Here is a 15,594-nt window from a genome sequence, read left to right on the forward strand (position 1 = left end):
TGGGGATAATAAATAAGCCTTATCTTAACCAACAACCTATATTTCACATGCTAATTTATGATCAATTCAGGTTTAGGTGATCAAGCTAAACCTCTCAGTTAATACTCAAAAAAACGAGTATTGCTGACACTTATCATTAGTTCACTTTAATGCGCTCTACATCTGCAGCAGGCTCATGGATGACAAAATCAAGCTGCACTTGTGCATTTTTAACGCCATTTTCTGATTCGTTATAAACCCATTGTGATAAGGCATCTTTAGCTGATTGGTCAAATACACCTGTAGGAGATGACTTAATCACTGCAACATTCGACACTTTACCGGATTGACTAATATCAAACTCCAGTTGCACATAGCCATTGAGCCCTGCAGTTGCCGCTTTAGCAGGATAAATAGGGTCTATACGCATTGTAGGGACAACATGTGTCTCCGCTTGCTTAGCTTGTGAACCGGCATGAACTTGCTGGTTTATTATTAATCCACTGATACCTAATGCTAGGGTGATCCCCATGATGACGAGTGTGTTTTTTCCGTGCTGTTTTTTCATCTGTATAATCCTTTCTTTTAAGATGGTTTTATCTCCATAGTGAGTGTGTAACATGCTCAAAGGAACATGTTGCGAGTAGGCCAATAGCGCATGGCTATAGGCAATTTTATTATTTTTATCCATTTCTGATGTTACTTGAGCATCACACGACAACTCTTGGTCATGTCTAAAACGCCTGTAAGCAAACCACATCAACGGATTAAACCAGAACATCAATAGCACGCTACAACCAATGACATTGCACCATAAGTCTTTACGCTGATGATGGAACGCTTCATGAGCGATGATTGCTTGCTGTTGATTAATATCTAATGATTTGAAATTTAACGGCACCAGAATACAAGGTGACAATAACCCCACCAGCATTGGAGACTGAACGGATTCATGAGCCAATATATCAACCCCCTTATTGGTTTCAGCGACTTTAACCGCTGAGGCCACAATGGGATTAAATTGAGTCTGTTGGTACACCATACTCAATAATAACAAGCTCATAATCGCGATGTATAAGTAGTCGAGATACAGTGAGCTAATGAGCATAGAAGATAGCTTGATAGTATCAGTGGCAAGCACTTGATAATGCTGCATGACTGCAGCAGGCTCAGGCAATGACAACCATGAAAGCTTTAGGTGCATAAAGCCCTCAGGAAACCACAGCTGACCTACTGAAATTAGCAATAGTATCGGCACTGAACTCCATAACACATAAGTATAATGGGCACCGATTTTTGCCAAAATAACCCGATGAAACACCATCATCGGTAAACAAAATAGCGTTAATATTACGGTTTGTTCCATAAACCAATTCAGCATCATTTTTGCTCCTGCTGCCAATCATCAAGTAATGACTTTAATTCAGCAACATCTTCAGCTGATAACTTATTGTTCTTTGCAAAACCCGCCACTAAAGGGGTTAACTTGCCAGAGAACATACGTTCAACAAATGATTCGGACTCTTTAGCTGTGTAGTCATGCTCAACAATCAATGGTGAATAATGGTAAACCCGACCTTGCTTCTCAAAACTAATCGCCTGCTTTTTTACTAAGCGGTTAATTAAGGTTTTAACGGTTTTTTCATGCATGTCATGACTTAATGCCAGAGCATCAACCACTTCAGTTGATGTTAAAGGTGCCCGTTGCCAAAGTTGTTTAAGGACTAATAGTTCGCTATTGCTGATGTCTTTCATCGTTTACTTCCAATGCTATTTGTTTTCGATGCTATTTTTTCAATACTGTTTTTTCAATGCAGTGTTGGATAAAAGATGTTTGAAATACTGCTTCTTTCAATAAAGTTTGCTTCAAACATTAGGATTACGGTTGTAATCTCCAATTAAGATTACAATCGTAATCCTAATTAAGCAACACCTTATTTGCAGTTTTTTTGAACAGCTATATTCGTGAATGGAGACTATGGCCAACATGCCAGTAAGTGAAAATGCAGCTTAAGCGACAATAAAGTGATGTAAATCAAAACAAAAATGCCAGTCGATTTACATCGACTGGCATTGGTTTTAATGGCTATCTGTACTGTGATTGAATTTAAATAAACAGTATGGAAAGTCTATTTCATTTCAATCAACTAGCGAGCTTACTTAAGCTCTGCTGGCCATTCTTTTTTAACGCGCTTATCTAAGAATATTTCTTTAGACGCTTGCATTGCTTCTAAGTCAAGACCCACTAAAGGTTGTACCTTCGCTTTAGTGTCGTACTTAGTCGCATCATACTTGTAGCTAGGTGCGTACTTGGCTAGTAATGCATTAGCTTCAGTCAATGCTGCATCTAAAATGCTATTAGATTTTTCAAGCAAACGTACTGCTTCAGTCGGGTTATGCGCATGAATACCGTGAGATGCTGTTGCACTATCCCAGAACCATTGCGCATTTCTGACTTTAGTCAGTAAGCTATTCATTTCACCGGCTAATGGTGTTTTCGCTTTAAGTGCAGCTTCATAGTTGCCTTTTGCTTGTGGAATAGTTTGACCAGCTTCTAGGCCTTTAATGCCATTAGCAGCCCAAATAGCTTGTGCTTTAAAGTGTACTTCAGTTAACCGTGGGTCGGTGCCATTAGCATCGAAACGTAACTTAGTGATCTCAGCTTTACGCTCATCAAGGATCTCTTTAAAGTCACCGGCTTCATGACAAGATTGACAGTCTGCTGGCAATTTATCAGCTTCAAAAGTCACTTTATGGTTAGAGAATTCAGCGCCTTTAGCGTTAGTCGCTTTCGGCATATGACAAGTGGTACAACCAAACTCTAAATGGTCATCCATTGCATGTTCTGTTCTATCTAACATGTTTTCAAATTCTGGATGCTGCGCTTTAATCATTGGCGCACCAGATACTGCGTTGGTCCAATCTTTAAAGCCGCGTTGGTCAAAATACGCAAGTTGTGCTTCAGCAGCAAAACCTACATATAAACCGTCAGTACCTGTGTAATTAACAAACTTTTTGTAATCAGTTTCAACACCTGGTACCCAGTAATCCATTGGGTATTTCACTTTTTTGCTATCAGTGCCATCAAAATAGTATTCAACATGACACTGAGCACAGGTTTGACTGGCTTGCATGGTTGAATCTTGCTTCGCGAAATCTTTACCAATTGTTTTCATCGCACGATCGGCATACGGACGGCTCAATCTAAGCTCTTCTTTACCTAACTCATGACAATCAGCACAGCCGATTGTGTTAGACATTTCATGACCCCATGTAGACCATGCATTGTCAGAGAATTTACCTTCACCCACTTCGTCATACATACGGGCAACATCAGGGCTTTTACATGACCAACAACTAGCAGCCATTGCTTCACCAACCACTTTGCCATCATGACCAACTACTGGATGGCCTACACGCAAAGTTTTAATAATATCGGTTAATGCATAATGGTGGCCACGAGCACGGTTATAGTCTTTAGCAAAACCATAACCCGCCCAAGCCGAAACAAGGTTTGGGTTAGCCGCTAAAAGATCGTCAAGCTCACCATTAGCTGGTGTGCTCTGCTCAGTTTCTGCCCAAGTTTTATATTGCTCAGGGAAGGTTTGTTGCCAGTTTTCACTCTTGTATAGATCAACATCTTTAGCAACTACAGTACCTGTAAAAACTGCAGATACCATCACCGCTAGCGCTAGCTTTTGTAATTTCATCATCACTCCTAATGGAACTCTATTTATATTTATTAGCATTCATCAATTGCTATAACTTTAATTCTTTCATTAAAGCTTAACAATTAATATCACAGACAATATAAACACACATTTATTTAAACCATTTATGTGACAATGTTCTAATCCAATACAATAACCTTGCTACAGAGCCATACCACTTTAGAGGTATTCGCAACAAAAAGAAATAAAACATAATAATACAAATACCAAATTATAATATAACGAAAGACTAAATAATGTAAAAAACTATTAAAACATAGACATAAGCTAACAATGACAGGAAAGTTAACATAATTAATATTTATTTTAAATACCGAATAACATTAAATGTTTTCTTAAATTAAGCTTAAAAGAAAATTAAACCAGCATTAAAAAATTAACAAGAAGCGATATTGTTAAAATAAAAGTATCTATCTAATACATGTCATAATTTATTAAAAGGCAACTTATTAGAGGTTGATTTATTAGTAATCGGTTTATTACCAGATATCAATAGTCAATAAATTTGATAATATTATTTAGTGCATTGTCAATCGATAAATACTTGGTAATATAATTTATACAAATTAAATTATATTAAAAATATTAATAGTAGAGTTTATCAAAAATATTTTAAAATACACTCATACAAAATCGTTTCAGACCTGCTTATATCGTCTTTATTTCATGTAGTGACACATATTGAAAATACACATAGGCCATAGCTACTAAGCCCAATTATAGGATTGGGCTTAGCTTAGTTAACCTTTATTAAATTACTTCATGACTCATTCTTCGGTTTAGTGACGTTTTCCTCTCGATACAGCCACTGATACATAGTCGGCAGTACCAGCAGCGTCAGTGCGGTTGAACTAAACAGTCCGCCGATAATCACTATCGCTAAGGGTTGCTGAATTTCACTGCCGACACCTGATGAGATCAAGATGGGAATTAAGCCTAAAGCAGAGGTTAGCGCGGTCATTAATACCGGACGTAATCTACCAACAGTGCCCTCATAGACGCTATCAAATAGACTTTCATCACCGTCAGTAGCTTCAACAGTTAACCGGCGTTGGTTAATCGAATCCACCAGCACCACCCCGTTTAGCACCGCAACGCCGAATAAGGTGATAAACCCGATAGAGCTAGGCACAGACAGATAAGTGCCCGTGACATAAAGCGCTACTACACCACCAATCAAGGCTAACGGCACATTAGCCATAATCAAGGCGACTTGTTTGATCGAGCCAAAGGAGAAAAACAATAACAAGGCAATTAGGCCAATTGATATTGGCACCACTAACATCAATTTTTGTTGCGCGCGTTGTTGGTTTTCATATTGACCGCCAACGACAACGGTATAGCCTGCAGGCAATTCAGCTTGCGGCACAATGGCATAGATATCATTAACCACTGAACCCATATCACGACCCGAAACGTTTGCTTGTACCACAACACGTCTTTGCACATCATCACGGCGAATATTCGGTGGCGCCATTTCAACGCCCACTTCAGCCACTTCCCCTAATCTCACTTGGGTGCCATTTACGCCCATCATGATCAAATTACCTAATACATCAGGTGAGCTACGGTACTCTTTCGCTAAACGTACGTTAATATCGTAGCGTGCATTACCATCAATCACTTGGCCAGCACTCACACCACCAATACCTTGGCTAACAAGGTTCATCACTTGATCGACACTTAACCCATATCGAGCCAGTTGATCGCGAAGTGGCCTAATAACCAATTGCGCTTCACCACTGACTTGCTCAAGTGATACATCTACAGCGCCAGGAATAGCACTGACAAGCTCAGTAAGTTGTTGACCTTTTTCAGATAGCACATCTAAATCTGGACCAAAAATCTTAATGGCTAATTGCGCTTTAACCCCTGACAATAATTCATCAACGCGGGTGGCAATAGGCTGTGAGAAAGTAAACAATAATCCAGGGAAGATACTCAGCTTTTCTTCCATCAAATGTTGTAGCTCAAAGCGATCGCTGGCGCTTTGCCATTCACTGACGGGCTTTAAGCCAATGTATATTTCAATGTTACTCACTGGTTCAGGATCGCCGCCTAGCTCAGGTGCGCCAATACGACTTAGCGCATATTCCACCTCAGGAAAGTCCATTAGCATGGCTTCAATTTTAGGAGCAATGTCGAGCGATGTCCCTAGACTTGCCGTTGGCGCAAGCGTGACACGTAAGTTGATGGTGCCTTCTTCAAGTTCAGGGACAAACTCTGTGCCTAAACGTGGCACTAACATCATGCTGGCAATAAACAACACCACGGCGGTGCCCATCACTGTCACTGGACGATTCATGATTGATGCGAGTAATTTACGGTAACCTGCTTCAATCGGCGCTAAAACCACGCTTTTTTTGATGGTAACGCCACGATTAAATAGATATACCGCCATCGCGGGTACGGCTATTAATGCCACTAACAAGGCTGAAATCATCGCCAGAATGATACTTACCGCCATTGGCTGGAATAATTTACCTTCTACCCCCTCAAGTGCAAATAACGGAGCAAATACCACAATGATAATCGCAGTAGCAAAGAAGATTGGGCTACATACTTCTTTAGCTGCTTTCATCACTTTGGCAACGGTAGATGTTAAGTCAGTCGTTTTGGAATCAGTATTTGATCCATCCGCTAAGGTGCCTTCCTTTCTGGTTAAATGCTTGAAAATATTCTCAACCATCACCACTGAGCCATCAACTAACATCCCGATGGCAACAGCTAAACCGCCCAAAGACATCAAGTTAGCAGACATGCCGTAATACGACATGATAAGTAGTGCCATACCAATAGAGATCGGGATAGACAGTAATACCAGTAAGGTCGCTCTGATGTTGACTAGAAATAACGCTAAGATGATGACAATAAAGAAAAATGCCATTAATAAAGCATTCACCACGGTCGTCACTGCTTGTTTAACCAGATCAGATTGATCGTAAAACACCTCAAACGATACGCCTTCCGGTAGCGATTGTTCAATTAAGGCCACTCTGTCACTGATATCATCAATGGTCGCTTTAGTATTTGCGCCCATGCGCTTAAGTACGACACCCGCGACCACTTCACCCAAGACTTCGACTTTATCATCTTGCTTTCTAGTCATAGTCACGGCGCCAACACGAATTTCACTGCCATAAGCCACTGTCGCAATATCTGCTACCCGTACAGGCGTGCCGCTGACTTCGGTTAATGAAATTTGGCCAATGGCTTTAAGCCCTGCATCACCAGCAGGCAATAAACCGTAGCCACGAACAACTAGCTGTTCCTGACCTTGATCCATAAACCAGCCGCCCGCATTACGGTTATTGCTTTCTAATGCATCGGTGACTTGCTGCATTGTCAGGCCATAACTGAGCAATTTATTGGGATCAATTTGTACTTGATATTGACGAACATCACCGCCAAAAGATAACACTTCAGTGACACCACTCACTGGCATCATGATCAATTTGACTAAGTAATCATTAAGACTACGAAGCTCTGCAGCGTCGACACCTGACTCTGGTGTTGCACGCAAAATATATTGATATATCTGCCCTAGCCCTGACGTATTAGGGCCAATTTCTGGCACCCCGACGCCGTCTGGGATCATTTCACGGGCAGCTTGCAGTTGTTCAAACACTTGCTGACGAGCAAAGTAAATATCGGTGCCTTCAGCAAATACCACTGTCACTATCGACAAACCGGTGCGAGATAATGACCTCACTTCAGTCACTGCAGGCAAGGCATACATTGCCGATTCAACCGGGTAACTGATCAGTTTTTCAACTTCTTCTGCCGCCAAACCTTCAGCCGCGGTATTGACAGTGACTTGTACATTGGTGACATCCGGAAAAGCATCGAGATTGAGTTTGGGTAACATAAACGCACTGGCTACAGCGATACATAGCAAGGCTAAGCCGACAAGCAATCGGTTACGGATGGCAGACTCTATTAATTTAGCTAACATGGCTTATTCCTTCCTAGTGGTTGTGGATATCAAAACCGGCTTTCGCCAATTCAGATGCCAACAGGAAAGCACCGCTAATCACTACCTGACTGTTTGGTGCCAGTCCGGTAACCATGTTCATGCCACGTTGACGTTCAACGACTTCAACTTCTACCGCTTCAAAGCCATCCTCAACTTGAATAAACACCTGCCAATCTCCATCACCGCCGCGAGTTAGTGCTGCGTCGGGTAACACCACACCGCCATTAAGCGCATTAGGTAAATATAATTCGGCAAATTGCCCTGCATGCAAGCCGTACTCAGTATTATTGATACTGACAAGCACTTGCTCGGTACGTGTAATCGGGTTGAGTTCATGCGAACGACCAATAATCGTGCCTTCAATCGAGACCTTGCCCACCTTTACCATGGCTTTATCGCCAGATTCAATACCATCAGCTTGTATAGCTGACAGTTGCGCTTCAACCCATAAGTGCGACTCATCAGTTAACTGCATTAATGGCGCACCGCCTGCAGATACTTGCCCTAACATGGCGACATCTTGTTGAACACGGCCACTAATGGGTGCCAGTAATTTGAAACTACCTATTTCACTCGGCTTTGAAGTTAACGCCACTATCTGTTCAGGCGACATTTTAATTGCTTCAAGGTTTGCTCGGGTTAACTCGGCTTGAACTTGAGCCAGTAAGCGCCGACTGGCCGTTACGGTATTCTTATTCATGCGATTTACTCGGCTCAACTCAGCGGCCGCTGTAATATAATCAGCCTGAGCTTGCGCAACTGCGACCCCCCCTAAGGTCAACAGTACTTGTCCTAGAGTCACTTCTTGCCCCGGTACGACGTGGCGCTTTAATACTCTGACATCTAATTGCGGCGCTATGGTCATGGTGCGATCGCGATCGACAATCAATGTGGCAGTAGCAACGTCATCTAAATTAAACGTGCCAGCACTGAGGCTGACAACATTAATACCAGCAAGTTGTTGTTGCTGTTCGCTTAATACCAGCGCTTCATCACTGTGATCATCGACTGTGTCATTACTTTTTTCGACTAGAGCTGCAGCTGTCTCAGTTACGCCTTTTTCATCTTGGGGTTCATTATTTTCAGGAGCCTGCTCTTCTGTCACATGAGCTTCTGCAGCATGCTCTTCACTGCTGTGGATATTTGCCTGTGCAGCATCCGTATTAGCGTAAACACATCCGCTCATACCAACAGCCATACCAACAGTCACAGCCATCAATAACCCAAAGCTAATACTTCTTAAAAAACCACCTTTGAGACGGTTTGAGTAGGTCGCACTTATGTCATCCGATTTAAATTGATAAATCGCCTGTGTAGAAGGATTTAGTTGCATATTTTTCATCTTTATTACCTATGTGTCCCGCAGTTATTGCGGGGGTTTACTGATATAAAAGCGGTTATTGATAACGCTTTGCGATAGCGTTCATTTGCGACTGTTTATCGGTTCATAAACGTCAATCAACAACATAAGAATGCTTAATATTCAGTAACTAATATAGTGGGTTTAATTGGCTATTTTTAGTGATTGGGTCATATCCCTTGAGGTCAATTGCTCACGCAATATTTGCTCAAGCTGACCACTATTGCCCATCCAAGCAAGCCAATTTTCATACAAGCTTGCCTCCAGCCTTAAGCCGGCAATGTAGCTACTGCTCATTTGCTGCTGACTTTGCAAATAGTCGCTGGTGGCAATATCGCCACTACGCCATTGCGTCGATAAAGCAGAGGATGCAGCCTGACCTGATTTTTGCACCAAATCCTCCCACTGCTGATATCGTTGTAACAACCGCGGCACCGCTCGATTAAATTGCATCCATTGCTGCTGCATGAGTCGCTCTTCCACTAAATAAGCTTGCTCTGCGATGCTAATATCTTCGCTGGCGGTGGCGATTGCATCACTGTAGTTATTGCGAATTTGCAATGGAATTGAGACACCAACAGCAAACTTATTGTCACTGCCTTCGCGCTCAGCACTTAAGCTAATGCTTGGGTCTTCAGCGAGATCAGCTTTCATTTGGTTTACTGTCAGCTTGGTGAGCATCACTTGTTGATAAGCACTTTTTAATGCTGGCAATTGCGGCGATACCGATTGAAAACTCGGAATTTTAGCTAAGGCAAGGTAGTCAATATTCAGTAAATTATGGGTCATGACTTCAGCAGATTGAGATGGGTTTGAAAATAATATTGGCCCTAATAGGCCATAAACGGCAGTTTCTGCGTTGAGCATTTCTTGCTCTGCAATCGCTAAGTCAGCAGCATTATTGGCCACATCCAATTGCATCAGTTGCAGCTCAACCATTGAGATATCGCCCACTTCAGCACGCTGTTTAGCAAGCGCTAATTGCCTTTGGGCTGAATCAAATTGCTGCTGATTAAATGCCAACAATTTCTGATTCTGTTGTAGGTTAGCCAATGCCAGTAACTGCTGCGATAATAACTGACTGCGGTTAAGTTCAATTGACGCTAGCACCATTTCAGATTCTAACTGTGCCACTCGAACCGCTTCACCGCGTTTATCACTCCAATCAATGGTTTGACTCACTGCGATTGAGTAAGTGTCATCACCGGGGGCGTTTTGATAATCCAAGCCAAGCTCTGGATTATAAATGGCATTATCTGCCGAAGTTAACGCCAGCTTAGTTTGCTTCATCAACACTTTCTGGGCTCTCACCTCAGGCAGTTGCTCAAATTGCGTCATTAACTCGGGGAGCCACACATTCACACTTGAATGAACTGCTGTTTGTGATTGCGTTAGTGCCGCGAGACTCCCATTAGAGCCAATATTTTTGTCGACATCAGGTGTCGAACTATGCGCGTTAGCTGCAAATAGCGGTATCGCAATTGCAGTCGCAATGAGGGTTTTTCTCATCATAAATCCTAGATTTCAGTATTAACTGAAACGCTATTGTCAAATTTACGATTAATATTTTTCAGTAAAAAAATTATCTAAGTTCAGTGTGTTAGTACTGCTAAAAGCGACAGACACATACACAGTTTCTCATTTAGCCAATAAAGACTAGATGGCACTACTGAGCTGAATTGATACAAATTAGATAATGGTGAGAAATAATATTAATCACATAAAAATCAAAAAGGATTTATGCGATAGGGGGGCGGTAACTTAGACGAGATTCAGGCGGTAAGTAATCTTCAATGAAGGTTTTTGGTGATTCAGAAAAGGGAATACTTGGCAGCAGATTAGCCACAATGCCAATGGCAGTGGCTGAACCACCGTGACACTGACAATCTAAACAAAGCTCATAGCTTTGGTTTTGAGTATTATCATTGGTCGCATGTTGATGGTCTGCTACGGCAAATAAACTATCAACATCATTCTTATCACAAATATCTACTGGGGCAGAAAAAACCAAATGTGAATGATTTACGTCTTCTTGTTCGCTTTCTCCAAGATGCAGTTGATGCCCGCCAAAGTTAGTACTGAAAAACTGCAGTAACATAACGGCGATCATATACTTGGCATATTTTTGAATAACGACCAATGAGTGCAAAGCGTACCTTAGTGGTTCTGAGTGATTAAATCTTAGCGATTAAGTTGTGTAACTGAATCGGTAAATATGACTGCGAGTGTAACTGAAAGTTCACCACTCGCGACCATTAAATTCATCAAGCAATACTTAGATCACAAATTATCATGCTAAAAAATCAATTAAAATACACAATGCTTCGCATAATCAGCCGCTTCATTAGCAGTCCAATCACCGCTAGGTTTTTCTTTCATTTGCTTACACCACGCCTCACTGCCTACTTCTGGTGAACAGGCACTTAGACCGATAATTAATAAACCTGCGCTTAATACTGCCGCTATTTTTGAAGATGATTGAGTTAATGACATACTTTCTAATTCCCTGAATGGTTAATCAAATAAATTATTGTTGTAGCCAGGCTATGGCTTGCTGTTTTTGCTCTAATGGAAACCAAGCCACCTCACCTTGCATGAAAGGACCCAGTAAATTAACCGCATTGCCTACCCAGTCAGGGCCACCGACAAACACTAATGCATCAAAATGGGGTAATTGCACTTTATCGCCCCCAGACAAGGAGCTGACATCCCAACCTTCAAGTAACACGTCCGCCTCTATGTATAAGAAAACCTTACCAGTTTGCTCGCGATAGTCTGTGATTAAAGGTTGTAGTTGAGTGCGATAGTCTTGGGTAGATAAACGCCCACTAACGAATAAGCTAATAACGCCTTTAGCGATATCGGGGATTTGGCACAACATAAAGCAACTCCAAACGGTCAATGTGGCCTAGTTTCTAGATAATTATTGATAGTAACAAATCTTATCCGCAGTACTAAACAAAAGTTTGTTAAACTCAAGTGGTAACAAACAATAAACTCGAATCAGCCCCCTTAAATAGACCCAAGTAAATGGTAAAAAGTAGAATCATATAATGATCAAGATAACCAACAGCGTCAGCATCGAAGATAATGAAATTGAATGGCAATTTATCCGTTCAAGCGGCGCTGGTGGGCAGCACATTAATAAAGTTTCCACTGCAGCGCAGATTATTTTTGACATACGTCAGTCATCGCTACCTGAGTTTTATCAGCAAAAGCTATTAGCCAAAGCCGATCATCGCATTACTAAGAGCGGTAAAGTGATCATAAAATGCCAACAAAGCCGCAGCCAAGATTTTAATCGTCAGCTGGCATTAGAGCAGTTTATTGAGCTAGTAAAAAGTGTCGGTATAGTGCAAAAAAAACGTATTGCCACCAAAGCGACTAAAGGCAGTCAACGCCGCAGAGTCGATGCCAAAAAGCAACGCGGCGCTACGAAAGCGCTACGAAAAAACAAATCTGATTATTAAGCTGCAATCGTTTTCAAACTCGCCTTAATACAGCCATGAAAATTTATCCACTTATGGCAATAATTACATGATAAATTAACCTTATTCGGTATTATCAATACTCATCAGTAGCAATTTTAAGGAAAGTGCATGACGCCCAAAGCCAAGATTTTACTAGTTAATGGCCCTAATTTAAATTTATTAGGCCGTCGTGAGCCAGGCCTTTATGGCAGCGATAACTTAGACACCATTGTGGCAAAGTGTCAGTCTCAAGCCCATGGTGCCGAATTAGACTTTGATCATATCCAGTCTAATGCCGAACATGCACTTATCAATGCGATTCATGCCACTGATGCCAAGTTTATTGTGATCAATCCTGCCGCCTTTACCCACACCAGTGTCGCCCTGCGCGATGCACTGCTTGGGGTGAATATTCCGTTTATTGAAGTCCATATTTCAAATGTTCATGCTCGCGAGCCTTTTAGACATCATTCTTATTTATCAGATAAAGCGGTCGGGGTAATTTGCGGCTTAGGCATTCAGGGCTATGAGTTTGCAATGCAAGCCGCTATTAGCCAGCTGAGCAAGGATTAAAGAAAGGACTAGCGTTAGCTATAGAGATCTACAAGATATGAGTAAATTAAAAGCAGATGTCAGTATTATTCAAGCGGGGATTTTCAGTCAATGGGATTCTGATAGTGATGAACTGCCAAGATTTTTAAAAGCCACCGTACATGTGCCTGCTGAAATAGACATTGAATTTGGCTTTGTCACCCGTATTCGCAAAGCCAAAAATCAAGTGTTAGGTTACTGTATTTATCACCCCGATATTCCCGATGCAGAAGGCAATATTCAAGCGCCTTTCGATGGTGAAGTGTACATCAAAGAAAACGATTGGAAGTTTTACCTTGGAGACTGTATTTGGGCGCCAATTGACAACAAAGTCGGCAACTGGCGCATGACCCTAGAGCTAAACGGCAAAGTTATCGCCGATAAAACCTTTAAAGTACATTTACCTGAATAAGCTATTTATCTGCAATAACCGCGCAATTGCGTCCAGCATCTTTTGCTTGATATAAAGCCGTATCAGCAAGTTTGAGGATTGAATCCCACTCTTCTACTAGCCTTTTAGCAGTAGTCGGCTGGCTTGCTCCTATCGATACTGTCACCATTAAATCGCCTGTTGGGGTTGTAATAGCCTCTGTGCTAATCGCCTGATTAAAACGACTTAACACTTCATCCAGAGAGGTGGGGTCGGCTTCGTCAACTTGCAATAATATAATAAACTCTTCACCGCCCCATCGTACTAATACATCCCCTTTACGAATGCTGTTCGATAAACGCTTGGCAATTTCTGTGAGCACGATATCCCCAGTATCATGACCATAATTATCGTTCACTTTTTTAAAGTTATCGCAGTCAATCATCAACATACAATAATAAGCATTCGGAAATGCGGTTAGCTCATGATGAATAAAGTGCTCGATATAGCGGCGGTTGTGTAGTCCTGTGAGTTGATCGTTATTTGAAGCTTTATACAAACTTTTATTTGATGTTCGCAGGCTATCGATGTTCTTTTCACTTAAAAAGTAACGTCTAATTAATAACACTAAGCCAATAGCTAAAATAGCCAAAGCTAACAACCATATTCTTTCTTGTAGCTCTTTTTTATCAAGTGTGGCGGCCTTCAGTTCATTTTCTGCGGTTAATAAGGCAATTTTTTCATCTTGAAGCTGGCCTTCATACAAGGCTTTTAAGGCAAATAACTGTTCTTCACGCTGATTGAAAAGCAGCTTTTGGGTGCCTTCATAATAAGTGGTTAATTGCTCAATGGCCTCAGGGTATCGCTGCTGTGCTTGATAGACTCGCGCCAATAATTCATAGGACTTTAATAGTGAGTCCTGGTTATCAATGGCCTTAAGCCCGGCCATGGCATTGTTGGCATAATCACCAGCAGTGGCGCTATCACCCTTAAATAAACTGACCTCGCCGAGACCCATTAAGCATTCGTTATAAGGTAATTGATCATGCACTTGCTTCGCGAGCTCAACACATTCCATTGCCACTGGCTCAGCCTCAGCAAAGAGTTGCTGACTAATTAATAAGTGGGTCTGGGTCATTAGCGCATTGACAATAAGCTGGTTATTATTGGACTCCCGTGCCACGGCAATGCTTTTTTCACTGTATTGGGTCGCCGCTTCTATATCATTAATTTCTAGCATATTGTTACTAGCATTACTGTATAGAATCACTAAATACTCAAAGCTGACATTATCACTTTTAAGATATAACTCAGTGGCTTTTTTATTGTATTCAATCGCGCTAGGCCAATCTTCAACCATAGAATAAAGCACTGATATATTTGAATATAACTTAAATACAAAATCGCTATTATTGGTGGTTTCAGCCAGTTTAATCGCTCTTTGATAATCCTCAATCGCTAATTCATAAGCTAAACTACGTGAGTGAATTATGCCTCGTATATTAAGTGCACGAGCCAGTAAGCGGTCATAATGCAGTTGTTCGGCTAAGCTGATCGCTTGCTCTATCAGTCGCAGCGCTTTTTTACCTTCACTTTTTCTCGCCGCCAAGGTGCCTTTAATGGTTAGGCCTTCGGCCACAATCCAGTCTTGGCCGCTATCTAGGCCAAATTGATATAAGGTTTTAGTGGTTTTTTCTGCCGCCTCAACATCAGACAGTACAAATTGAACGTTATAAAGGATCAGATAATAAATGGTTTTAAAATAGTCATTACCATCGATAACACCTTGGGATTTTAGTTGCTCTAAAGCCGTTAAGGTGCCTTCAGGGTCTTTATCAGCCCCAAGATATAACGCCGTTAATTGCGGCCCGTGTTCAATGCAGGCAATCTCATCTAATAAATCGAAAACTGGCGGCTTTGCTGCAGTTGCTGCGGTCGAAAAAATACCGCAAAAAAAAAGCAATAATACGGGTAATAGTGAATGGCGCAGCAGGTGATTCAAGTGAACCTCGTCGTTTACAACTAACTAAATCGAAAAATTAATCAAATAGCGAATACTTGGAATAACTAAAGCAGAGAACCGCTACGGCATACTCTTGAGTTGACGGAGCATAAAT

At 41.5% G+C, this 15,594-nt stretch carries 13 protein-coding genes; 3 read left to right on the plus strand and 10 right to left on the minus strand.

Going from position 1 to position 15,594, the window contains the following annotated elements:
- Positions 1-136: 136 nt before the first annotated feature.
- The 9 genes from Q4557_RS15990 to Q4557_RS16030 form a co-directional block, all read right to left on the minus strand.
- Entirely contained in the window at positions 137-1,363 is a 1,227-nt protein-coding gene (locus Q4557_RS15990) for a TonB family protein (protein WP_241903462.1), read from the minus strand.
- A complete protein-coding gene (locus tag Q4557_RS15995) occupies positions 1,360-1,734 on the minus strand; it encodes a BlaI/MecI/CopY family transcriptional regulator (RefSeq protein ID WP_102436565.1) in 375 nt (124 codons plus the stop codon). The genes Q4557_RS15990 and Q4557_RS15995 overlap by 4 nt, the downstream gene beginning before the upstream one ends.
- A gap of 401 nt (positions 1,735-2,135) precedes the next feature.
- A complete protein-coding gene (locus tag Q4557_RS16000) occupies positions 2,136-3,692 on the minus strand; it encodes an ammonia-forming cytochrome c nitrite reductase subunit c552 (protein ID WP_303413917.1) in 1,557 nt (518 codons plus the stop codon).
- A gap of 778 nt (positions 3,693-4,470) precedes the next feature.
- The gene (locus tag Q4557_RS16005; protein ID WP_303413919.1) at positions 4,471-7,665 is read right to left on the minus strand and encodes an efflux RND transporter permease subunit; all 3,195 of its coding nucleotides are present in this window, start codon (positions 7,663-7,665) and stop codon (positions 4,471-4,473) included.
- 13 nt (positions 7,666-7,678) lie between these two features.
- On the minus strand, positions 7,679-9,028 hold the full coding sequence (locus Q4557_RS16010; protein ID WP_241903496.1) for an efflux RND transporter periplasmic adaptor subunit: 1,350 nt from the start codon (positions 9,026-9,028) through the stop codon (positions 7,679-7,681).
- Between the two features lie 162 nt (positions 9,029-9,190).
- Positions 9,191-10,558, minus strand: a complete 1,368-nt coding sequence (locus tag Q4557_RS16015; protein ID WP_241903495.1) for a TolC family protein — start codon at positions 10,556-10,558, stop codon at positions 9,191-9,193.
- Positions 10,559-10,784: 226 nt separating this feature from the next.
- Complete coding sequence (locus Q4557_RS16020) at positions 10,785-11,195, minus strand: hypothetical protein (protein ID WP_241903494.1); 411 nt, start codon at positions 11,193-11,195, stop codon at positions 10,785-10,787.
- A 158-nt stretch (positions 11,196-11,353) separates the two neighbouring features.
- A complete protein-coding gene (locus Q4557_RS16025) occupies positions 11,354-11,539 on the minus strand; it encodes a DUF3012 domain-containing protein (RefSeq protein WP_102476524.1) in 186 nt (61 codons plus the stop codon).
- A 34-nt stretch (positions 11,540-11,573) separates the two neighbouring features.
- A complete protein-coding gene (locus Q4557_RS16030; RefSeq protein ID WP_102437635.1) occupies positions 11,574-11,927 on the minus strand; it encodes an STAS/SEC14 domain-containing protein in 354 nt (117 codons plus the stop codon).
- Between the two features lie 172 nt (positions 11,928-12,099).
- Between Q4557_RS16030 and arfB the strand changes: the two genes are divergently transcribed.
- The 3 genes from arfB (at position 12,100) to Q4557_RS16045 (ending at position 13,519) form a co-directional block, all read left to right on the plus strand.
- A complete protein-coding gene (arfB, locus tag Q4557_RS16035) occupies positions 12,100-12,516 on the plus strand; it encodes an alternative ribosome rescue aminoacyl-tRNA hydrolase ArfB (protein ID WP_076538839.1) in 417 nt (138 codons plus the stop codon).
- A gap of 129 nt (positions 12,517-12,645) precedes the next feature.
- Entirely contained in the window at positions 12,646-13,089 is a 444-nt protein-coding gene (aroQ, locus tag Q4557_RS16040; protein ID WP_076538836.1) for a type II 3-dehydroquinate dehydratase, read from the plus strand.
- A gap of 37 nt (positions 13,090-13,126) precedes the next feature.
- Complete coding sequence (locus Q4557_RS16045; protein WP_102437633.1) at positions 13,127-13,519, plus strand: DUF3859 domain-containing protein; 393 nt, start codon at positions 13,127-13,129, stop codon at positions 13,517-13,519.
- Position 13,520: 1 nt separating this feature from the next.
- Here Q4557_RS16045 and Q4557_RS16050 read toward each other — a convergent pair whose 3' ends face one another.
- A complete protein-coding gene (locus tag Q4557_RS16050) occupies positions 13,521-15,479 on the minus strand; it encodes a tetratricopeptide repeat-containing diguanylate cyclase (RefSeq protein WP_303413925.1) in 1,959 nt (652 codons plus the stop codon).
- Positions 15,480-15,594: the final 115 nt, after the last annotated feature.

It is taken from the genome of Shewanella sp. 5_MG-2023 (genome assembly GCF_030547465.1).
Taxonomy (GTDB): Bacteria; Pseudomonadota; Gammaproteobacteria; order Enterobacterales; family Shewanellaceae; genus Shewanella.

What these genes read in the sequence shown, in the direction of transcription:
- Q4557_RS15990 (WP_241903462.1), bottom strand. Translation starts at nt 1,363, where the DNA reads ATGATGCTGAATTGGTTTATGGAACAAACCGTAATATTAACGCTATTT.
- Q4557_RS15995 (WP_102436565.1), bottom strand. Translation starts at nt 1,734, where the DNA reads ATGAAAGACATCAGCAATAGCGAACTATTAGTCCTTAAACAACTTTGG.
- Q4557_RS16000 (WP_303413917.1), bottom strand. Translation starts at nt 3,692, where the DNA reads ATGATGAAATTACAAAAGCTAGCGCTAGCGGTGATGGTATCTGCAGTT.
- Q4557_RS16005 (WP_303413919.1), bottom strand. Translation starts at nt 7,665, where the DNA reads ATGTTAGCTAAATTAATAGAGTCTGCCATCCGTAACCGATTGCTTGTC.
- Q4557_RS16010 (WP_241903496.1), bottom strand. Translation starts at nt 9,028, where the DNA reads ATGAAAAATATGCAACTAAATCCTTCTACACAGGCGATTTATCAATTT.
- Q4557_RS16015 (WP_241903495.1), bottom strand. Translation starts at nt 10,558, where the DNA reads ATGATGAGAAAAACCCTCATTGCGACTGCAATTGCGATACCGCTATTT.
- Q4557_RS16025 (WP_102476524.1), bottom strand. Translation starts at nt 11,539, where the DNA reads ATGTCATTAACTCAATCATCTTCAAAAATAGCGGCAGTATTAAGCGCA.
- Q4557_RS16030 (WP_102437635.1), bottom strand. Translation starts at nt 11,927, where the DNA reads ATGTTGTGCCAAATCCCCGATATCGCTAAAGGCGTTATTAGCTTATTC.
- arfB (WP_076538839.1), top strand. Translation starts at nt 12,100, where the DNA reads ATGATCAAGATAACCAACAGCGTCAGCATCGAAGATAATGAAATTGAA.
- aroQ (WP_076538836.1), top strand. Translation starts at nt 12,646, where the DNA reads ATGACGCCCAAAGCCAAGATTTTACTAGTTAATGGCCCTAATTTAAAT.
- Q4557_RS16045 (WP_102437633.1), top strand. Translation starts at nt 13,127, where the DNA reads ATGAGTAAATTAAAAGCAGATGTCAGTATTATTCAAGCGGGGATTTTC.